The organism is Seonamhaeicola sp. ML3, assembly GCF_023273855.1.
Lineage (GTDB): Bacteria > Bacteroidota > Bacteroidia > Flavobacteriales > Flavobacteriaceae > Seonamhaeicola.
In genome coordinates, this window is sequence record NZ_CP096884.1 from 1,908,806 (window position 1) to 1,929,208 (window position 20,403).

Consider the following 20,403-nt stretch of genomic DNA (forward strand, 5'->3'; position numbering starts at 1 on the left):
TTCAAAATCGTAAAAGTAAATCATTTGGTTATCTTTGCACTTCAAAAATAGGTTTAGGGTGATAAAACTACACGATAAATATTTTAAGCCGTTTATCTCTGCAGAAAAAATTGACGAGGCTATCGATGTCTTGGTGGATGAAATAGCTAACGATTTAGGAGATGAAATTCCTGTATTCGTAGGGATTTTAAATGGTTCTTTCATGTTTGCTAGTGACTTTGTTAAGAAATATCCCAAGCCATGTGAAATCACTTTTATAAAGCTAGCATCATACGAAGGACTGAAATCTTCCGAAGATATCCAACGCCTTATAGGTATAACTCAAGATTTAACAGGTAGAACGGTAATTATTCTTGAGGATATTATCGATACTGGCAAAACCTTGGCCGAGGTTCACCGTATTTTTAAGAATGAAAAAGTAAAGACACTTAAAATTGCTACCCTGTTTTACAAACCAGAGGCTTATAAGAAAGACTTTAAATTACATTATGTAGGTATTGAAATTCCAAACAAATTTATTGTTGGTTATGGTCTAGACTATGACAACTTAGGAAGGGATTTACCAGAAATATATCAACTAAAAGAAACACAACACATGACAAACTTAGTGCTATTTGGACCTCCAGGAGCCGGGAAAGGAACACAGGCAGAATTTTTAAAAGAAAAATATAACCTTGTACACATTTCAACAGGAGATGTTTTTAGGTACAATATAAAAAATGAAACTGCTTTGGGAATGTTGGCTAAATCTTATATGGATAAAGGAGAACTTGTTCCAGATCAAGTTACTATAGATATGTTGAACGCTGAAGTAGAGAAAAATGCCGATGCCAATGGTTTTATTTTTGATGGTTTTCCTCGTACCAACGCACAAGCTAAGGCGTTGGGAGAGCTAATGGACTCTAAAGACTCAGCTATTAGCGCCATGATTGCACTAGAGGTAGATGATGAGGTTTTAGTACATCGTTTATTGGAAAGAGGAAAAACAAGTGGTAGGTCTGATGATGCAGATGAATCTATCATTAGAAACCGAATTAAGGAATACTACAATAAAACAGCTATTCTAAAAGACTTTTACTCTGCACAAGATAAATATTATGGTGTTGATGGAGTTGGTAGTATAGAAGATATTACAGAACGATTAAGTACGGTAATAGATAGCCTGTAATTTTTTTAAAGTTAAAAGTGACAACCTTCACTTTTAACTTATCACTTTTAACTTTAAAACATGACCGAAGGTAATTTTGTAGACTATGTTAAGGTATATGTGGCCTCCGGAAACGGTGGTAAAGGCTCTGTACACTTACATAGAGAAAAGTACATCACAAAAGGTGGTCCTGATGGTGGTGATGGTGGACGCGGAGGACACGTCATTATTCGTGGAAACGCCAATATGTGGACGCTTTATCATTTAAAATTCAAAAAGCATTTTAGGGCAGGCCATGGAGGTCATGGCAGTAGCAGTAGAAGTACTGGTGCAGATGGTGAGGATATCTATATCGATGTGCCCTTAGGAACGGTTATTCGCGATACCGAGACTAATGATATTGTTTTTGAAATTACAGAAGACAAAGAAGAACGCATTATAGTAAAAGGAGGCAAGGGCGGACTGGGAAACTGGCACTTTAAATCTTCAACAAACCAGACGCCAAGATATGCACAACCCGGATTACCTCTAGAGGAAAGGCACGTTACCATAGAGCTAAAACTTCTGGCTGATGTTGGACTAGTTGGGTTCCCAAATGCCGGAAAATCTACATTATTATCTGTAATAACATCTGCCAAGCCCAAAATAGCAGATTATGAGTTTACGACGCTAAAACCTAATTTAGGAATTGTTGAGTACAGGGATTACCAATCTTTTGTTATGGCCGATATTCCTGGAATTATTGAGGGGGCTGCAGAAGGAAAAGGGTTGGGTCATTATTTTCTAAGGCATATTGAACGCAATTCGGTGTTGTTGTTTTTAATCCCCGCCGATGCCGATGATATTAAGAAACAATACGATATTCTTCTTGACGAGCTAAGACGTTATAACCCCGAAATGTTAGATAAAGAAAGGCTTATAGCTATTTCTAAAAGCGACATGTTAGATGATGAACTAAAAGAAGAATTAAAGACCGAGTTGGATAACGAATTACCAATACCTTACCTTTTTATTTCATCGGTAGCACAGCAGGGTATCACGCCTCTTAAAGATGCCCTATGGAAAATGCTCAACGATTAATATAATGCCCACTTTATTCATGGAATAATTTTTGATTAACTTTAATCAAAAATTGCAAAACATGAAATCTACTAAATTCCTATTGCTCGTTTTCCTTTTTGTGAGTTGCGCTTCTATTCGCGTGAATTACGATTACGATAGAACTACAAATTTTTCAAATTATAAGACCTACCAGTATTACAGCAATATGAATACGAGTTTAAGCACTTTAGATACTAAGCGCTTGCTGGATGCCATAGATGCTAAAATGACCTTACTAGGGTTAAGCATTTCAGAAACACCCGATTTTTTAATTGACATACGTAGTGTAGAATTTCAAGGAAATTCGAATAACACCATAGGGGTTGGCCTTGGTGGAGGAGGACGAAATGTTGGAGGGGGAGTGTCTGTTGGGATTCCTATTGGAGCACCCAATGTAAATAGACAAATCACCATAGATTTTGTAGATGAAAAAGGAAGCGGTTTGTTTTGGCAAGCAATAAGCGAGTCCGGTTTTAATCCCAATGCCGCTCCCGAGAACCGTGAAGCACGGATTAAAGCTATTGTTGACAAGGTTTTATCGGGCTATCCGCCAAAGCCATAATATGGTTCGAGAGTTTTTGTTTATAGAGGCCTAAATCTTATGTCATCACAAATCTTATTAAAAAAGAGTAATGTTTAACTTAGCGTTTTCGACAGATATGCTATGAATAAATTAATATACCTAGTACTATTCCCAGTTTTAGCTTTTGGTCAATTAAATGTTGGTAAAGCAAAAGCACTTCTAGCTGAAAAAAAGTTTTACGAAGCCGAAAAGATTTTATCTCCCTATGTAAAAAATAATTCTAACGATATCGCAGCACTAGAAATGCTAGGTGATGCCTATGCGCACCAAAAAAAGTGGGATGAGGCAATTGCGATTTTTAAAAGGTTGGTGGCTCATGATTCTAATAACGCGAATTATCAATATAAGTATGGTGGTGTTTTAGGGATGAAATCGCTAGCCGTTAGTAAGCTAAAGGCACTAGGTATGATTGGAGATGTGAAAGAAGCCTTTTTAAATGCCGCACGATTAGATCCAGAGCATATAGATGCCAGGTGGGCCTTAGTAGAGTTATATATGCAACTTCCAGGTATTATTGGAGGCAGTAAGTCTAAATCCTTACAATATGCCGGCGAACTGGAAAAACTTTCTTTAGTAGATGGTTACCTTGCTAAAGGATATATTCATGAGTACGACGAAGAACCAGAACTTGCCGAAAAATATTATAAGCTCGCTTTGAGTTTGGGTGGTTCTGTAACCTGTTTTGATAAGCTCTCACATTTTTATGAAAATCAGAATCAACCCGATAAAGCTATTGAAACCATAGAGCATGCTTACGATAAGCACAATAAAAACTCGTTGCATTACCAAATAGGTAAAGTTTGTGCAGATTACAATGTTCAACTAGAAAAAGGAGAGCGCTGTTTAAAGATGTTTATTAGCAATCATTCTGTAAAGGATGGTGTGCCTATAGAATGGGGTTATTTTAGGTTAGCTCAAATAAACAAGAATAGACAAGATAAAATAGAGGCCTTAAAGTGGATAAATAAAGCGTTGTCTACAAGGGCTGATTTTTATCAGGCAAAGGAAGAAAAAGAAAAAATACTCAAATTAAGGTAGATTCTTGTTTTATGATTTGCTTTCAAAGTGAATTAATTTCTTTAGTTCTGAAATCTTCATTGTAATAATTTGGAATTTGATTTTTGGAATTTGATATTTGTTACAAAGCACTGTAATGAACGTACATTTTATAGCTATTGGTGGGGCTGCAATGCATAATTTGGCATTGGCACTACATAACAAGGGATACCGAGTAACGGGAAGTGATGATACCATTTTCGAGCCTTCTAAGTCAAGATTAGAAACCAAAGGTTTATTGCCAAACGAGTTTGGATGGTTTCCCGAAAAAATCACTCAAGATTTAGATGCGGTAGTGCTAGGTATGCATGCTAAAGAAGATAACCCAGAGTTACTTAGAGCTCAGGAATTGGGGGTCAAAATTTATAGCTATCCAGAGTTTTTGTATGAACAATCTAAAGAAAAAACCAGAGTAGTTATTGGTGGTAGCCATGGTAAAACAACAATAACATCAATGATTTTACATGTTATGCATTATCATGATAGAGATGTAGATTACATGGTAGGAGCACAGTTGGAGGGGTTTGATGTTATGGTTAAACTAACAAAAGAGAACGATTTTATTGTTTTAGAAGGGGACGAGTACTTGAGTTCTCCAATAGACAGGCGACCAAAGTTTCATTTATACAAACCTAATATAGCCTTATTAAGCGGTATTGCTTGGGATCATATTAATGTTTTTCCAACTTATGAAAACTATGTAGAACAATTCAGCATATTTGTAGATTCTATTGTAAGCGGGGGTAGCATAAATTATAATGAAGAAGACCCTGAAGTAAAACGTGTGGTTGAGAATAGTGAGAACACTATTAGAAAGTTACCCTATAAAACTCCAGAATACAGTGTTTTTGATGGAGAGACACTTCTTGAAACACCCGAGGGCGAGTTGCCTATTGAAATTTTCGGAAAGCATAATCTTAATAATTTAGCAGGTGCCAAATGGATTTGCCAACATATGGGTGTTCAAGAAGATGAGTTTTACGAAGCTATTGCTACTTTCAAAGGCGCAAGTAAACGCTTGGAAAAAATAGCTGAGCGTTCTAATGCTATTATTTATAAAGATTTTGCGCATTCTCCAAGTAAAGTAGAGGCTACCACAAAAGCGGTAAAAGAGCAATACCAAGATAGGGTATTGTTGGCTTGCTTAGAATTGCATACTTATAGTAGTTTAAATTCAGAATTCTTAAAAGAGTATAAAGGTGCCTTAGATGCTGCCGATGTAGCTGTTGTTTTCTACTCTCCCCATGCAGTTGAAATTAAGAAGTTAGATGCCATCTCTCAAGAGCAGATAGCCAAGGCTTTCGAACGAGAAGATTTAATCATATACACTAACCCTGATGATTTTAAATCCTTCTTGTTTTCTCAAAGTTTTGAGAATAAATCGGTCTTACTTATGAGCTCAGGTAATTACGGTGGTTTAGATTTAGATGAGGTAATCGGCTTGTTATAAGGTGGTTATAGCCCAAATTGTCTCAAATGGTGATCCAGGTGTTTATATTGTGCTTTTCCCCATTGATCTGCTGTAAAATTCCCAAAAAGAGGGTGTGCTACCCAATCGGTTTTGTCTTTAAGTTTATTGAACTCATTGACCAAATCAATTAAAGCTACTTTTTCAGTTTTAAATTCCGGTTGGTCTCTTACAACATATTCTGGAGCAGTAGGTATGCTTTGTTTCCATGGGCGATCATTGTAAAGACTGGATTTAAAGAGCTTAAACACCATTTTTTTCATAAATCCAATATTTGCGTTTAATTGTTCTTTACCCATGGCTACTTTTATGGGGCCTTGGCAGTGTTTAACCATTTGGTTGGCGTTCATGGTGCCCCATTTGGCTTTTGAAGTGCTTTTTAATGCATTAATTCTTTGTAGAATATCTTGATGAGCCTCTGTCTCAAATAATGATTTCATAGTGGTGCGACATTTAAAATACCCAATGAAAGTACAATTTTTAAGCATAAAATGACCTTAACGGCCTAATGTTTTTTTAATACAAAAAGTAAGAAAAAAGCACTCTATTGTGTAAGTTTGAAGTTTTTTTGGAAGAAAAAACACCTTATTTAGTATGTTTTTATCGTCGAAATGTATTTTTTTACGATAAAATACGTATATTGCCTATCCCTAAATTTACAACCATGAAAATATTCCAACATTCACTTAGTGAAAATGAGTGGAAGAATACCATCATATCAATCGATTCTAAAATCGATTTGTTCATTCTTTTCATTTCACCAGATTTTCCTCAAAAATCAGAAGTTTTAAAGCTTATTAAACAAGAGTATCCAACTGCAATTGTTATTGGGTGTTCAACAGCCGGAGAGATATCTGGAACTACAGTTAAAGATAATTCTATTTCTTTAACAGCGGTCCATTTCGAGAAAACGACACTAAAGAAGTTTGCCAAACCAATAAACGATATGAACTGTAGTTATAAGGCGGGGCAGGAAATCGCTAATACATTAAGAAGTGATGACTTAAAACACATTCTTGTACTAAGCGATGGTTTGAATGTTAATGGAGCAGAATTGGTTTCTGGATTAAAATCTGAGATTCCCAATGTTAGTATTACTGGAGGCTTAGCGGCCGATGGGGCAGATTTTAACGATACCTTCATAATTAATGGAGATGAGGTTACTAATAAACTAATTATTGGTCTCGGTTTTTACGGGAATCACCTAAAGATAGGCTGTAGTTCAAAAGGCGGATGGGACAGCTTTGGTATAGAAAGATTAGTTACCAAGTCTGAAAAGAATGTACTTTATGAGTTAGACGGTAAACCAGCCTTAAAGATTTATAAATCGTTTCTTGGAGAAGAGGCAAAGAATTTGCCAGGTTCTGGGTTGTTGTTCCCTCTTAGTATGAGAAATAGTGACACTAGTGATCCTGTTGTGAGGACTATACTGAGCGTTTCTGAAGAAGACCAAAGTTTAACGTTTGCAGGTAATATTCCCGAAGGGTCTTATGTTCGATTAATGAAGGCCAATATAGATAGGTTGATAAACGGGGCAAAAGACTCTGCAGATTCTGCAGCAGAATTTTTAAACGAAGAATCTCAACTGGCCATATTGATTAGTTGTGTAGGTAGACGCTTGGTTTTGAAACAGCTGGTTGAAGAAGAAGTTGAGGCAGTACGTGAGGGTATTGGCGACAAATCATATATCACAGGGTTCTATTCTTATGGCGAGATAGCACCTTTTGGAGAGTTTTCGCCATGCGAATTACATAATCAAACCATGACAATAACAACACTTGCAGAATGTTAGAAATTAACTCACATAGATTGTTAAAGCGGCAACTTCAAAAGGCTAATTTAGAATATTTAAGTAGTGACCCAAATTTCACTAAATTTTTGGAATTTGTAAATACCGCATATTTTAGTTTTGATAAGGATATTCAGCTCATAGAGAATACTTTAGAGGAAAGTTCTAAAGAGCTTTTTGTTGCCAATCAAAAGCTCACCATAGAAAGAGATAAAACTAAAACCAAATTAACAAATTTAGTCGATAATATTGGTGGTGTTATTTTTGAAACCGACCCTGTTGGGAACTTTACGTTTTTGAATAGTGCCTGGGAAGAGTATTCTGGACATTCCATAGAAACCTCATTGGGAAAAAACTTCTTAGATTTTCTAAAGGAAGAGGATATCGATGGTGAAAAAGGTCTCAAAGATATTTTTGGAAAAAGACAAAATAGGATAAAGTTTATTTTCAAGCATAAAAACAAAGGCAAAACATTGTGGTTTGAAGTAAAATCTAAACCTATAAACAACAAGGACGGAAAGTTTGTTGGCTATATTGGTACGATTTCAGAAGTAACTAACTTGAAGGAGACCGAAATAGAACTTCAAAAAGCTAGTAAGTCTAAGGATGTTTTTCTATCTACAATGTCTCACGAGATTAGAACACCATTGAATGCAGTTACAGGTTTAACGAACATTCTATTAATGGAAAATCACCTGCCGGATCAGCTAGAAAACTTAAAAGCACTTAAGTATTCTGGAGAGCATTTGTTGGGTCTGATAAACGATTTATTGGATTTCGATAAGATCAAGTCTGGAGAATTAAAGGTTAATGAAAAGGATTTTGATTTAAATTATTTCCTCGAAAACATAAAGTCTCATTTTATTTTGAGAGCAGAAAAGAAAGGTATCATCTTTAATGTTATCAAAGAAAATGATATTCCTAATAATATAATCGGTGACAAACTTAAGTTAACTCAAGTTGTAAAAAACCTTTTAAGTAACTCGTTAAAGTTTACAGAACACGGTAGTATCATACTTAGCGTTAAAAAAGTTGGTGTTCAGAACAATAAGGTAGAACTAAGATTTAAAGTTATAGATACCGGAATAGGAATTTCAAAAGAAAAGCAGAATTCTATTTTCGAAAGTTTTGTTCAGGCAGATTCTGATATTTCTGTTAAATATGGAGGTACTGGTCTGGGACTTGCCATTAGTAAAAAATTACTGGGACTTCAAAATAGTGAGTTGAAAGTTAAGAGCACGTTAGGTAAAGGTGCTACATTTTCTTTCAATATTAAGTATAAGTTGAGCAACAGGTTAAGTCAGTATGAACCTGAGATGATTAAAATGCATCCTCAGTACAGTCCTTTAGATATTAAAGTTTTAGTTGCTGAAGACAATAAGATGAACATCTTAATCATAAAAAAAATTCTTTCTAAGTGGAATGTAGATTTTAAAATTGCTGAAAACGGACATGAAGTTCTTGATTTGGTTCAAGAAGAAGATTTTGATTTGGTTTTAATGGATTTACAAATGCCCTTGCTAGATGGGTATGAGACCACACAGAAGATAAGAGCTTTTTCTAATCCCCAGAAAGCTTCTGTTCCTATCATAGCACTTACTGCATTTGCGCAAACTGATATCAAGGAAAAAGCAAAACTTTATAAAATGAATGGTTTTATGGGTAAACCTTTTGATCCTTCTAAACTTTATACCCTGTTGCAATTCTATTCGCTAAAGTCTGCTTCAGCTAAGTGTATTTAATTGGGAGATTGTAAGGCTTTTTTTAATTAGTATTCATTAGGCTATTGATTTCTATTTGAGTTATAGTTACCTTTATCCAATGCAGGAAAAAAACGGCTCGTTTTCAATTAAAAATTGGTCACAAGATGACCAGCCTCGAGAGAAACTTCTAAATAAAGGAAAAACTACGCTAAGTGATGCCGAATTGGTAGCTATTCTTATTGGTTCGGGTAATAAAGATGAGAGTGCTGTAGCTTTATGTAAGCGTATATTGAATACGGTCGGGAATAATTTAAATGAATTAGGAAAGTTGTCTATCAAGCAACTAATGAGCTTTAAGGGAATAGGTGAGGCAAAAGCCATTTCCATAACTGCAGCTTTAGAGCTAGGACGACGACGAAGGTCTGAAGAAGCTTTGGATAAAAAGAAAATCACCTCCAGCACCTCGGTATTTGAACTTATGCAACCCATAATAGGTGAGCTCAACCATGAAGAATTTTGGATTATTTATTTAAATAATTCTAACAAAGTAATTACTAAAAGCCAGTTGAGTAAAGGTGGCATTACTGGCACTCTAGTAGATGTTAGGCTAGTTCTTAAAACTGCTCTCGAAGTAGGGGCTACTAGCCTAGTTTTAGCACATAATCATCCCTCTGGAGCATTAACTCCAAGTGAGGCCGATAAACAAATTACCCAAAAACTAAAAAATGCAGCCAATACTTTAGATGTACGTGTCTTAGATCATTTGATCGTTACAGAGAAATCTTATTTTAGTTTTGCAGACCAATCCATTTTATAGATGCTCTTAGTTTATACACATAAAATATCTCCACGTATTAAATATGCTTTCAAGCACATCTGTACGAGAATTTTAAGAGTAGATGTTGGTTTTACTACAAAAATAGAGGAGTTCATAGCGCATGAAAGTTTAAAAATGTCTTACACTAAGCAACAGCTCGGTAATGAGTTTTTTATTAAAAGTCATGATATCATGTTTGAGCAAGGTGTTTCAGATATTGATATTAATGTTCAAGATTGGGACGATACAAAGGCATTCTTTTATGTAGGTGATAAGTGTGGTGTGCCATTCGATATATTTGCGGCATCTTTTTATTTGTTATCTCGATATGAAGAATATTTACCACATGTAAAAGATGAGTATGGTAGGTTTATGGCTTCAGAAAGTTTAGCGTACAAAAATGATTTTTTGAAAATCCCTGTTATAGATATTTGGGCTTACAAATTCAAAGAGGCAATACAAAATCAATTTCCGGATTTTGATTTCCCAGAAAGGACCTATAGAATTAAACCTATTATTGATGTACCGACAGCCTACCGTTATAAATCTAAAGGATTGGTTCGAACTGTAGGAGGGCTGTTCAAGGAATTCTTTCAATTTAGATTTAAAAGTATATATCTAAGAATTGTAGTGCTTTTAGGTCTTAAACATGATCCATACGATACATTCAAGTATCTTATAAATAGACAAAAATCTAGTAAGGGTAAGTTTTTGTTTTTCTTTCTTATAGGGGATTATTCCACATACGACAAGGGCATCAATATTAATAAGAAGAGTTTTGTTTCGCTCATAAAACATGTTGCAGACTATTGTAAGGTTGGATTGAAAGTTTCTTTTTTTGCTGCAGATAATATAACTGTTACAAAAAAGGAGAAGATTAAAATGGAGGAGGTAATCAACAGGCCGCTAATTGCATCCAGGCAGTCTTACTCTAGGCTTAATTTGCCAGAGACCTACAGGAATCTTGTTGATTTGGAAGTAAAAGAGGATTACACCATGGGTTATGTAAAGCATGTTGGGTTCCGTGCAGGGACATGTACACCATTTTACTTTTACGATTTGGATTATGAGATACAGACGCCACTTAAAGTCTACTCCTATCAGCTAATGGATTTTGCTCTTCTCAAAAATAAATCGCTTTTAGATAAAAAGAAGGTTTTGAATGAATTGATAAGAGAAGTGAAAAAGGTTAAGGGAGAATTAATTCCTGTATTTCATAATTATACTTTTTCAGGTTCTCCCCGTTGGGTGGGATTTAAGGAATTGTTCAATGTCATAATAGAATCTGCAAATGAACAATAATATAAAAGATGTTTTTTTCGATTTAGATCACACACTTTGGGATTTCGATAGAAACTCGGGCCTTACATTTAAAAAGATTTTTGAAATCAATAATTTAGAAGTAGATATCGAAAGATTTTTATTTCACTACGAACCAATAAATTTAGAGTATTGGAAATTATACAGAGAAGAACAGATAGATAAGCCATCCTTACGGTTTGGAAGACTCAATGATGCTTTTTTAGAGTTAGGTAAAGCGCTGGAAAAGGACTTTATTCTTAAACTTTCTAACGACTATATAGAACATCTAGCAACATATAATTACTTGTTTGATAATACAATAAGTATATTAAATTATCTTAACAAGCGTTATAACTTACACATAATCACTAATGGGTTTGAAGAAATTCAGCATAAGAAAATGTATAAGTCTAACATTGTGCACTTTTTTAAAACAGTAACCAATTCGGAAATGGTAGGTGTTAAAAAGCCTAACCCGAAAATTTTTAAGTTTGCTTTAAGTCTTGCTCAAGCCAATGTTAATACCAGTATTATGATTGGAGATAGTTATGAAGCTGATATATTAGGTGCAAAAAATGTTGGAATGGATACCATTCTTTTTGATCCCAAAAATCATTTTTCAGAAAATAACCAGAAAAAGATTCAGAATTTAAATCAATTACGTGATATTTTGTAATATCTAAATTTACTATGTTTACAAAACCAAATATTAACCTACTTAGACAAATGAAAAAACAGTTTTTAATAGGATTGTCGTTTTTGCTTTTTTTGTGCATTGCTTGTACAAAGGATATTGATTTTGAACAGGCAAAAAACATCGAAATTTCTCCAACTATTGAATCCAGTATTATCTTCTTTGAAGCTCAAGCACCCGGTTTTATTGAAAATGGGGTGGAGGTTCCTGTAACGGGAGATTTTATAGAAGTAGATGTTTTTAACAGTTCTTTTATTAATGATAACTTGACTAAAGTTGATTTGGTGTTTGAAACTGAAAATTCGTTACCTCGAGATTTTCATTTCGATTTAAACTTTGTAAGCGAATCAGGAGACATACTAGATAATTTTTCTTTTTTAACCTCAGAGTCATCAACACATACAAAAACTTTTGAAGGAGATGCATTAGATGTTCTGAAAAATACTTCAATATTAGCGTTTACACTTACCATGCTTCCGGGAGATGCAATAAATATTTCTACTACAGGTAGTATTGGTTTAAAGTCTAGAGGTGTGTTTTACTTTAATATTGAGAGTTAGTATGAAGCGTGGTATAATTTCATTTTTATTTATAGTGTTTGTTAATTTTGGTTTTACACAAAATAAACAACTACTTTATGGTTTTTCAGAACTACCGCAATCCTTATTACAAAACCCAGGAGGGAAGATAGACAATTATTGGTATTTTGGAGTTCCTCTCTTATCCCATATCCATTTTAATGCAGGTTCGTCGGGGATTACTGTTTACGATTTATTTGCGGAAAATGATATAGATTTTACTGAAAAGCTTAGACGGGCAATTTATAGTATGACTTCTCGAGATTTTTCAACATTTACTCAGCAGTTGGAAATTTTTTCAGGTGGTTTTGCTTATGGTAATTCTTTTGAAAAGGATAAGTATATAAGCTTTGGACTTTATCAAGAAACAGATTTTATTGGATACTTTCCTCAAGATTTTGCTATCCTAGCTTATGAAGGTAACTTCAATAATAGAAATAGATTATTTCAAGCCGATCATTTTAATATTAGTGCAGAATTAATCTCCGTACTTCATGTAGGTTTTAATAAAAAGGTAAATGAGAAATTTACTTTTGGAATAAGAGGGAAGATTTATTCGAGTGTTGTTAATATAAATTCAACACGTAATAAAGGTGGATTTGTCACTCAGGCAGGTGAAAACAATTTACTTCAACACGTGTTTAATCTCGATTTGGGTGTCAGGACTTCAGGTATTGCAACAATGCTTAATGATGACAACTCAGATGTCTCAGAGGATGTTAAAACATTAAGAAAACAGTTTCTGTTTGGAGGTAATTTAGGCTTGGGTGTGGATTTGGGTGTCACACATCAAATCAACGACCAGTGGCACATAGATGCCTCTCTCTTAGATATTGGTTTTATTCGTCATAAAAAAGAAGTAGAAAATTATCAGGTGCAGGGTGATTATGTTTATGAGGGTATTGATCCTCTTTTTGCTAGTGCTCAAGGTCAGACTGCAGATGGCTATTGGAGTGACATTGAAGACGATTTTGAGGAATTATTTGAAGTCGACACCATACGCACTGCCTACACTACAATGAGGCCTATAAAGTTTAACGCATCTTTAAATTATTCTTTTGGAAAGAAAAAGCTAAAAGAATGCAATTGTACAAATGAAGATGAAGGGTATTTAAATGCTGTAGGTTGGCAATTATATGCTATCAATAGACCCAAAGCACCGCAGCTTGCTTTAACCGCCTATTATTACAGAAGATTGCTTAACGGCCTGGATATTAAAGCTGCTTATACAATCGATTCTTATTCCTTCAGTAATTTAGGTTTAGGGATTTCTGCAAGTTTGCTAGGGCTCAATATATATGCTATGGCAGATAATTTACTTAGCTTAAATAACGTATACGACGCTCAAAGTGTATCTTTACAATTAGGTATTAATTATGTATTTAAAAAAGATGAAAATTAGGTTTCTAGTATTGGCAGTTGTTCTGTTCTATGTCTCTTCATTTTATGCGCAGTCAAGTTTAGATGGTTACAAATATATTATTGTGCCTAATAAATTTGATTTTTTAAGTGAAAAGAATAAATATCAATTAAATGGTTTAACGCACTTTTTATTTAATAAGAATGGATTTAAAGCAATAATTGAAGGAGAAGATTATCCCAAAGATTTAATTAATAACCGTTGTTTAGCATTAAGATCTAATGTTTTGAGGGAGCCTGGAATGTTTAAAACAAAACTGAAATTAGAGTTTAAAGATTGTAATGATAAAGTTGTTTATGTTTCCCCAGTAGGAGAGAGTAGGGAAAAGGAATATAAGAAAGCCTATCATGCAGCAATTAGAACCGTTTTCGAACATTTAAAAAAGTTGAATTATTCCTTTAAGCCTAGTAATAGTTTAACGCTTACTACAGAAGCATATTCTGAACCTATTGATGCTATTAAAAGTGATGAGTCTGTTAAGCCTGAGCAACAGATTCAAGAAGTAAAAAGTAAAGTTGAAAATAGGAGTAAGGTTTCAAAGCCAAAACATGATGAGTCTGATAAATTAAAAAAATCCACTTCACGGCTCTACGCTCAACCAATAGAAAACGGTTTTCAGCTAGTTGATACATCACCTAAGGTTTTGTACAGAATAAAGAATACTGGGTTGACTGATGTGTTTCTAGTGGAGCATTTAAATGGTGTTATCTACAAAAAAGCAGGTGATTGGATTTTGGAATATTACGATGGAGAGACCTTAGTAAAACAGGTTTTAGACTTGAAGTTTTAAGTTGTCTATTTTTGTTTTCAAACTGAAAAAAAAACATCATTTAGTGAGATTTAAGATATTACTTTTTTGTGTATTATCGTTTTTGATGATGAGTTGTGGTCACTCAAAACGGAAATCTGACCTAATAGCGAATTATGAAAAACATTCAGCCGAAATTCAAGAATTAACTAGTTATTTTACTAAAATCGTTCCAAAAAATTATATAGTACAAATTCGTTATGAATCCTCGGACGAAATTAACTTAGAAGTATATGAAAAGCTTCATGATTCTCTGGATAATGAGTTGCTGTTTCGGAAATGGGATATCGATATTGATAATTATATTGAGGAGCCACAAACTAACTACGAAGAGAAATATCACGGAAAGACCAATTCGTTTAAATTGGCTAAAAACAAATTAAACTGGACGAATGAAACTATCGAAAAACTTTATAATAAACTGGAATCTGTAAATTGTATTGGAATATCTAATTGGAAACCAATGGAAATTGAATATGGTAACAATGCTCTCGGTGTATATTCCTATAAGATTTTCGAAAAAGGGTTAAGTGAAGAGCAAATCAAAAAGTACAACGATGGTTGTAACAATATATATCTTGAAGATAATGTTGTACTATCGTATTCTGGAGGAGCAATAGGAATGCAATGCTTTGAAGATTATTACAAAAAATAAAGTCATTCTAAATAACTATAGCTTATTGAGGTGAAGTTTCTAATCGATATTCACTACAGTTTACTGTTTTTGGCAATATCAGAAAATATTAGCTGTTCTTCCATAGTGAGCCATTATTAAACCGCTAATAGTCATATTTATTCTTCCAACGTTGTTTTAAAAATTCACGCTGGCCATTTTCTCGAGTATTATTTCCAGGTTCGTAGAATTTGGTGCCTTTAATTTCTTCAGGAAGAAATTCTTGATTGGCAAAATTGTTCTCGTATTTATGGGCGTATTTGTAATTTTCTCCATAACCTAATTCTTTCATTAGTTTTGTAGGTGCGTTTCTTATTTCTAGAGGAACACTAAGGTCACCAGTTTCTCTTACTTTTTGTTGTGCCAGCTTTATAGCAGCATAGGCTGCATTACTCTTAGGGGAACAAGCTAAGTAAGTAGCACACTGACTCAAAATGATTCTGGATTCAGGGTAGCCAATAGTAGATACAGCTTGAAACGTATTGTTGGCGATAACCAGTGCTGTGGGATTTGCATTTCCGATATCCTCACTTGCTGAAATTAATAGCCTCCTCGCAATAAATTTTAAATCCTCACCACCTTCAATCATTCGAGCTAGCCAATACACGGCACCGTTGGGATCGCTTCCACGAATAGATTTTATAAATGCCGAAATGATATCGTAGTGCTGCTCACCCGTTTTATCATAGCGTGCTGGATTGTTTTGTATTCTTTCCAAAACAATTTTATCTGTTATTATAATTTTGTTTTCATTAAAAGAATTTATAATGAGTTCGAAAGCATTTAATAATTTTCTGGCATCTCCACCAGAGAGTCTTAAAAGCGCATCGGTTTCTTTTAATTCTATGTTTTTTTTAGAAAGAATGTTGTCTTTTTCAATGGCTCGATTTATAAGTGTTTCTAAATCATTTTTATCGAATGCATTTAATATGTAAACCTGGCACCTTGATAACAATGCAGAAATAACTTCGAAGCTAGGGTTTTCTGTAGTAGCTCCAATTAGTGTAATCCAGCCTTTTTCAACCGCTTGGAGTAACGAATCTTGTTGAGATTTACTGAAGCGATGAATCTCATCAATAAACAAAATAGGGTTTTTAGTGGTAAATAAACCGCCACTTTGTTTGGCCTTTTCTATAACATCACGTACATCCTTTACACCAGAGCTTATAGCGCTAAGAGTATAGAAAGGTCGACCAGATTCTGTAGCAATAATATTGGCTAAGGTTGTTTTTCCCGTTCCGGGAGGTCCCCAAAAAATCATAGAGGGAATTAAGCCTTGTTTTATGCTTTGGGTTAGAGCTCCTTTTGGTCCAACAAGGTGTGCCTGACTGATATAGTCCTCTAAAGTTTTTGGACGTAAACGTTCTGCTAAAGGTTCGTTCATAAACGTAAAAATACCTTTTTTTAATATTCAACTAAGGGATAAACTGTCAATTTAACATTTAGTAGCAGATTGGACTGCTGTTTGCTATCTTTATAATATGGATGAAAATGGTCATTTTAAATTTTCTACAGGAGTTATAGCCTATCCTGTCTTTTTTGTTTTAATAATATGGTCGGTGCTGTCTTTTGAGGTAAGGTTTAGTGTTAATTTCAATGAGTTTGGTATTTATCCTAGAACTTTTGACGGTCTTAGAGGAGTGCTTTTGAGTCCTTTCATACATAATGGGATTAAACATTTGTACCATAATACCGTACCGGTTTTAGTGCTTACTATGGCTATGTTTTATTTTTATCGTAAAATTGCCTGGAAAGTCATTCTTCTTGGTATAGTTATATCAGGTTTCTTAACTTGGTGTATTGGTCGACCTTCATATCATATTGGAGCTAGCGGACTCATTTATGTGCTAGTAAGTTTTACCTTTTTTAAAGGCGTTTTTGCAAAGCATTATCGCCTAATCGCTTTATCATTATTGGTGGTTTTTCTTTATGGAAGTATGGTTTGGTATATCGTTCCTATTAAAGAAGGGGTTTCCTGGGAAGGTCATTTGTCAGGTTTAGTCACGGGTTTGATTTTTGCACTGTTCTTTAAGAAACAAATTGCAAAACCTAAAACATTTGTTTGGGAGCAGGAAGATTATAATGAGGATGATGACCCCTTTTTAAAACATTTTGATAAAGACGGTAACTTTATTGAAACCCTCGATGATGATCAAGAAGACTTACCATCGATAAACTATACCTATAAAGAAAATAAGAAGTAGTTTTTAAAAATCTCAATTGTTAATAGTCAATCTTTGTCTTACTGATTCATATAAAAAAGCACCACAGGCCACAGATACATTTAGAGATTCGATATCTCCTAACAAAGGGAGTTTAGCTTTTTCATCTACAATTTTAAGAATGGAAGGATTTATACCTTTTCCTTCAGATCCCATGATGATAGCACAAGGTTCCTTAAAAGAAATATCGTAAATATTATTGTTTGTTTTTTCGGTAGCAGCAATAACCTTAATACCAGAAGCCTGCATATAAAAAACAGCATCTTTTATATGGTCTACTTTGCAAATGGGAACTTTAAAAACCGCACCTGCACTGGTTTTTATAGTGTCTCCATTTACAGGGGCGCCACCTTTCTTTTGAATAATTATTCCGGAAACTCCTGTGCATTCTGCAGTTCTTATAATAGCTCCAAAATTTCTAACATCACTTAATTGATCTAAAAGTAAGAACATGGGTGTTTTACCAGATTCTAGAACACTCAAAACTAAATTTTCTAAATCATAGAATGCTATTGGTGAAATTTGACCTACTGCACCTTGATGATTTTTTTTTGTTAATCGGTTCAGCTTTTCAATAGGCACATACGAGGTACTGATATCTTGTTTTCTTAAAAGCGTCTCTAATTCCGTGAAAAGTTCTCCTTTAAGCCCTTTTTGAAGAAATACTTTATCTATGGTTTTATCAGAATTAATGGCTTCTATTATGGCTCGTATCCCGAATATTTGGGTTTGTTTTTTCATGGGGTAAAGGTATAAAAAAAGAGACTGAAAAGTTTCAGTCTCTTTTTTGTGGAATTAAGTATTGAATTTTATTTAGTGTCAAATTCAGAAGAGTCAGAATTTCCAAAATTACCTCCTCCTTGAGCTTTAACTACTCCATTCAGAGTTAGTGTATAAGTACCATTAGTAGGGAAGCTCAGACCATCTCCAAAGCTGTCATTAATTATTAATGTATAATCTCTTCCAGCACAAAGAACAATATCTTCAGAGGCAGTAGCTTGTCCGTCAGAATACGTCCCTCCACCAGATACGACAACGTTATCCAAAGCATCTTTTACTTCCCAAGTTGTTTCACTAGCAAAGCCATCAAAAACAAAATCTAGTACAGCTGTAACTTCATTACATTGTTGGGTATAGGCAACAGTTGTTGTACCTCCAACAAAAGCCCCTTCTTCATCCGTAAAACTCAAAACAAGATTGTTAACACCTATACCTAAGTTTGAGTCAGAAAGTGTAACAGTAAGAGTACCTTCTTGAGAACCGGCTGGGATAATAACAGTCTCAGGAACACTATACGAACCAGCTCCTGCTGATGTTGAACCATCTACTGATACTCCAATTGATCTATCAGAACTACTTTTTTTCGATGTTAGCACAGATACATCTACGGTGATGTCACCACCTAAATCGACAACCGCACTGTAACTAGTTTGAGCAAATGTGATATAATCAAATACGTTGTCTTCTAATATGTTTTCCTCACTACAACTATTACCTAGGATTAGTGAAAAAACCATTGCTAATAAAATATGTGTTTTTTTCATAATAGTTTTTTTAATTAAGGGTTTTGGTCATTAGGCCCTATATTAGGGTTTGAGTTCAACTCCCCTTGAGGGATTTGCATTTTAAAGAAGTCGCCACCCACAGGTATGTCAACTAAACCAAAGCTTCTATGGTTAGAACCAGGTCCAGATCTGTCTAAAGGTTTCTTAAGTCTTTTCAAGTCAAACCATGAAACACCTTCACCCCAAAGTTCTATTCTTCTTTGTAAATAGATTTCTTCTACTAAATCCATTCCAGTATTTGTAGATTTTACATAGCCAGGGTCTCTGTTACTTACCAATTCGAATAGTACATCCGCGGCAGTAGGATCTCCCAATCTAGCTTTGGCCTCAGCTTCAACCAACCACATCTCTGCAGCTCTCATATAAGAGTAATCGCCTTCAAAAAACGTTTGGTCTATAAACTTAACGTTGGCATAACCTATGTAACCTTCTTCAGCTGGGAAATCTGGATTACCATCTACAGGGTCTATCCATGCCGCTTTTCTTAAGTCTGTATCTGGTATTTGGTCGTAAAGTCTGGCGTCAATCATTTTGAAACCAAAACCGAATCCAACACCACCGTAACCACCAGCAGTGCTATCAAAATGCGAAAAGAATGATATAAATGTGGTTGAGGTTAGGTTGTCTATATCGGCACCCCACATCCATTCTACGTTATTAATGTCATCCCAACCATCGATAGCATATTGTTCACCTGGCATTAAGGAATATCCTGCCCTAGCACCCGCAGCATTATCGGCAGCGCCTTGCCAGTTACCTGTTTCAAGATATACATTCGCTAAAAAGGCCATGGCTACATTCTTATCGATTTCCTGTTTGGTGTCTCTAGAATAACCATCTAATAGCGTTACAGCAAGTTCTAAATCGGGTATGATAACATCATAGACATCTTGAACTGTACCTCTACCTTTACCACTTACAATGTCTACTCTATCAGGAATTGGTACACCTGGAGAAGTTTCGTTTCCAATGTATGTGTCTGAATAAACTCTTACTAAATTAAATAGAGAAAATGCTTTTATAGCTAAAGCTTGTCCAAGAAGCGCGTCTTCTTCAGAAGTTCTGTCGTTTCTATCACGTAAACCGTTTATAACGCTATTGGCGTCAGCTATAGCTGTGTAATAAGTGTTCCAAACAATGTTGGTCCTACTACTGGTTTGTTGTCTTCCGTTATAATTATACAGGAAGATATACCAGTTGAAGTTATTTAGAACAATGTCCTGTCCCATCATATCTGTAATGGCCATAATTCCCTTTTGTCCATAATCTACATCTACTCTTGCAGGGTTACCAATACCAAATGAACGTAAATTTGCATAAATCGCTCTGAGTGTTGCTTCATTTGCAGCAGGGGTAGACTCAAGCTGTTCTCTCGTTATAGAGTTAGCTGCTTCAGTGTCAAGAAAGTTATCCTCACAACCATAAATGGAGGTGAAAAGGATAGCTAATAAAATATATTTAAACTTTTTCATGATTT

20 protein-coding genes are annotated in these 20,403 nt (G+C 34.7%); 15 read left to right on the forward strand and 5 right to left on the reverse strand.

All coding sequences use genetic code 11. The features are described 5' to 3' along the window. Positions 1-58 precede the first annotated feature (58 nt). The 5 genes from M0214_RS08605 to murC all read left to right on the forward strand — a co-directional run bounded on the left by M0214_RS08605 (position 59) and on the right by murC (position 5,337). The gene (locus M0214_RS08605; protein WP_248722165.1) at positions 59-1,168 is read left to right on the forward strand and encodes an adenylate kinase; all 1,110 of its coding nucleotides are present in this window, start codon (positions 59-61) and stop codon (positions 1,166-1,168) included. A 60-nt stretch (positions 1,169-1,228) separates the two neighbouring features. Further along, a complete protein-coding gene (gene obgE, locus M0214_RS08610) occupies positions 1,229-2,227 on the forward strand; it encodes a GTPase ObgE (RefSeq protein WP_248722166.1) in 999 nt (332 codons plus the stop codon). A gap of 61 nt (positions 2,228-2,288) precedes the next feature. Continuing rightward, positions 2,289-2,810, forward strand: a complete 522-nt coding sequence (locus tag M0214_RS08615) for a DUF4136 domain-containing protein (protein WP_248722167.1) — start codon at positions 2,289-2,291, stop codon at positions 2,808-2,810. Between the two features lie 102 nt (positions 2,811-2,912). Then, positions 2,913-3,869: a lipopolysaccharide assembly protein LapB gene (locus M0214_RS08620; RefSeq protein ID WP_248722168.1), complete on the forward strand. Its 957-nt coding sequence runs from the start codon at positions 2,913-2,915 to the stop codon at positions 3,867-3,869. Positions 3,870-3,984: 115 nt separating this feature from the next. Next, positions 3,985-5,337, forward strand: a complete 1,353-nt coding sequence (gene murC, locus M0214_RS08625; RefSeq protein ID WP_248722169.1) for a UDP-N-acetylmuramate--L-alanine ligase — start codon at positions 3,985-3,987, stop codon at positions 5,335-5,337. Between the two features lie 5 nt (positions 5,338-5,342). On the opposite strand, the gene M0214_RS08630 is transcribed toward murC, so the two are convergent. Next, positions 5,343-5,795 carry a DUF1569 domain-containing protein gene (locus M0214_RS08630; protein ID WP_248722170.1) on the reverse strand — a complete coding sequence of 151 codons (453 nt, stop codon included), beginning with the start codon at positions 5,793-5,795 and terminating at the stop codon, positions 5,343-5,345. A gap of 224 nt (positions 5,796-6,019) precedes the next feature. Here M0214_RS08630 and M0214_RS08635 point away from each other — a divergent pair, with 224 nt between their 5' ends. The 9 genes from M0214_RS08635 to M0214_RS08675 all read left to right on the forward strand — a co-directional run bounded on the left by M0214_RS08635 (position 6,020) and on the right by M0214_RS08675 (position 15,121). Beyond that, positions 6,020-7,147, forward strand: a complete 1,128-nt coding sequence (locus M0214_RS08635) for an FIST signal transduction protein (protein ID WP_248722171.1) — start codon at positions 6,020-6,022, stop codon at positions 7,145-7,147. After that, on the forward strand, positions 7,141-8,886 hold the full coding sequence (locus M0214_RS08640) for a response regulator (protein WP_248722172.1): 1,746 nt from the start codon (positions 7,141-7,143) through the stop codon (positions 8,884-8,886). Before M0214_RS08635 ends, M0214_RS08640 begins: the two co-directional genes overlap by 7 nt. Before the next feature lie 79 nt (positions 8,887-8,965). Continuing rightward, positions 8,966-9,664, forward strand: coding sequence for a DNA repair protein RadC (gene radC, locus M0214_RS08645; protein ID WP_248722173.1), 699 nt, complete (start codon positions 8,966-8,968; stop codon positions 9,662-9,664). Next, on the forward strand, positions 9,665-10,966 hold the full coding sequence (locus M0214_RS08650) for a polysaccharide deacetylase family protein (RefSeq protein WP_248722174.1): 1,302 nt from the start codon (positions 9,665-9,667) through the stop codon (positions 10,964-10,966). Then, a complete protein-coding gene (locus M0214_RS08655) occupies positions 10,956-11,642 on the forward strand; it encodes a YjjG family noncanonical pyrimidine nucleotidase (protein ID WP_248722175.1) in 687 nt (228 codons plus the stop codon). The genes M0214_RS08650 and M0214_RS08655 overlap by 11 nt, the downstream gene beginning before the upstream one ends. A gap of 50 nt (positions 11,643-11,692) precedes the next feature. Then, positions 11,693-12,220, forward strand: a complete 528-nt coding sequence (locus tag M0214_RS08660; protein ID WP_248722176.1) for a hypothetical protein — start codon at positions 11,693-11,695, stop codon at positions 12,218-12,220. 1 nt (position 12,221) lies between these two features. Continuing rightward, a complete protein-coding gene (locus tag M0214_RS08665) occupies positions 12,222-13,640 on the forward strand; it encodes a DUF5723 family protein (RefSeq protein ID WP_248722177.1) in 1,419 nt (472 codons plus the stop codon). Next, complete coding sequence (locus M0214_RS08670) at positions 13,630-14,448, forward strand: hypothetical protein (protein ID WP_248722178.1); 819 nt, start codon at positions 13,630-13,632, stop codon at positions 14,446-14,448. Before M0214_RS08665 ends, M0214_RS08670 begins: the two co-directional genes overlap by 11 nt. 43 nt (positions 14,449-14,491) lie before the next feature. After that, positions 14,492-15,121 (forward strand): hypothetical protein, encoded by a 630-nt coding sequence (locus M0214_RS08675; RefSeq protein ID WP_248722179.1) that lies wholly within the window; start codon positions 14,492-14,494, stop codon positions 15,119-15,121. A 124-nt stretch (positions 15,122-15,245) separates the two neighbouring features. Here M0214_RS08675 and M0214_RS08680 read toward each other — a convergent pair whose 3' ends face one another. Then, positions 15,246-16,523 carry a replication-associated recombination protein A gene (locus tag M0214_RS08680; protein ID WP_248722180.1) on the reverse strand — a complete coding sequence of 426 codons (1,278 nt, stop codon included), beginning with the start codon at positions 16,521-16,523 and terminating at the stop codon, positions 15,246-15,248. A 97-nt stretch (positions 16,524-16,620) separates the two neighbouring features. On the opposite strand from M0214_RS08680, the gene M0214_RS08685 reads away from it, so the two are divergent. Then, positions 16,621-17,343, forward strand: a complete 723-nt coding sequence (locus tag M0214_RS08685; RefSeq protein ID WP_248722181.1) for a rhomboid family intramembrane serine protease — start codon at positions 16,621-16,623, stop codon at positions 17,341-17,343. A 12-nt stretch (positions 17,344-17,355) separates the two neighbouring features. Here the strand turns inward: M0214_RS08685 and rlmB are convergent, their stop codons facing one another. The 3 genes from rlmB to M0214_RS08700 all read right to left on the reverse strand — a co-directional run bounded on the left by rlmB (position 17,356) and on the right by M0214_RS08700 (position 20,398). Next, positions 17,356-18,102: a 23S rRNA (guanosine(2251)-2'-O)-methyltransferase RlmB gene (rlmB, locus tag M0214_RS08690; protein ID WP_248722182.1), complete on the reverse strand. Its 747-nt coding sequence runs from the start codon at positions 18,100-18,102 to the stop codon at positions 17,356-17,358. A 68-nt stretch (positions 18,103-18,170) separates the two neighbouring features. Continuing rightward, positions 18,171-18,905: a hypothetical protein gene (locus M0214_RS08695; protein WP_248722183.1), complete on the reverse strand. Its 735-nt coding sequence runs from the start codon at positions 18,903-18,905 to the stop codon at positions 18,171-18,173. Between the two features lie 14 nt (positions 18,906-18,919). Further along, entirely contained in the window at positions 18,920-20,398 is a 1,479-nt protein-coding gene (locus M0214_RS08700) for a RagB/SusD family nutrient uptake outer membrane protein (protein ID WP_248722184.1), read from the reverse strand. Positions 20,399-20,403: the final 5 nt, after the last annotated feature.

Bases quoted from the DNA above. Each gene is read 5' to 3' on its own strand.
- M0214_RS08620 (WP_248722168.1), top strand. From the start codon at position 2,913: ATGAATAAATTAATATACCTAGTACTATTCCCAGTTTTAGCTTTTGGT.
- M0214_RS08615 (WP_248722167.1), top strand. From the start codon at position 2,289: ATGAAATCTACTAAATTCCTATTGCTCGTTTTCCTTTTTGTGAGTTGC.
- M0214_RS08650 (WP_248722174.1), top strand. From the start codon at position 9,665: ATGCTCTTAGTTTATACACATAAAATATCTCCACGTATTAAATATGCT.
- M0214_RS08680 (WP_248722180.1), bottom strand. From the start codon at position 16,523: ATGAACGAACCTTTAGCAGAACGTTTACGTCCAAAAACTTTAGAGGAC.
- M0214_RS08670 (WP_248722178.1), top strand. From the start codon at position 13,630: ATGAAAATTAGGTTTCTAGTATTGGCAGTTGTTCTGTTCTATGTCTCT.
- M0214_RS08695 (WP_248722183.1), bottom strand. From the start codon at position 18,905: ATGAAAAAAACACATATTTTATTAGCAATGGTTTTTTCACTAATCCTA.
- obgE (WP_248722166.1), top strand. From the start codon at position 1,229: ATGACCGAAGGTAATTTTGTAGACTATGTTAAGGTATATGTGGCCTCC.
- M0214_RS08685 (WP_248722181.1), top strand. From the start codon at position 16,621: ATGGATGAAAATGGTCATTTTAAATTTTCTACAGGAGTTATAGCCTAT.
- M0214_RS08630 (WP_248722170.1), bottom strand. From the start codon at position 5,795: ATGAAATCATTATTTGAGACAGAGGCTCATCAAGATATTCTACAAAGA.
- M0214_RS08700 (WP_248722184.1), bottom strand. From the start codon at position 20,398: ATGAAAAAGTTTAAATATATTTTATTAGCTATCCTTTTCACCTCCATT.
- M0214_RS08665 (WP_248722177.1), top strand. From the start codon at position 12,222: ATGAAGCGTGGTATAATTTCATTTTTATTTATAGTGTTTGTTAATTTT.
- M0214_RS08660 (WP_248722176.1), top strand. From the start codon at position 11,693: ATGAAAAAACAGTTTTTAATAGGATTGTCGTTTTTGCTTTTTTTGTGC.
- M0214_RS08655 (WP_248722175.1), top strand. From the start codon at position 10,956: ATGAACAATAATATAAAAGATGTTTTTTTCGATTTAGATCACACACTT.
- M0214_RS08635 (WP_248722171.1), top strand. From the start codon at position 6,020: ATGAAAATATTCCAACATTCACTTAGTGAAAATGAGTGGAAGAATACC.
- murC (WP_248722169.1), top strand. From the start codon at position 3,985: ATGAACGTACATTTTATAGCTATTGGTGGGGCTGCAATGCATAATTTG.
- radC (WP_248722173.1), top strand. From the start codon at position 8,966: ATGCAGGAAAAAAACGGCTCGTTTTCAATTAAAAATTGGTCACAAGAT.
- M0214_RS08640 (WP_248722172.1), top strand. From the start codon at position 7,141: ATGTTAGAAATTAACTCACATAGATTGTTAAAGCGGCAACTTCAAAAG.
- rlmB (WP_248722182.1), bottom strand. From the start codon at position 18,102: ATGAAAAAACAAACCCAAATATTCGGGATACGAGCCATAATAGAAGCC.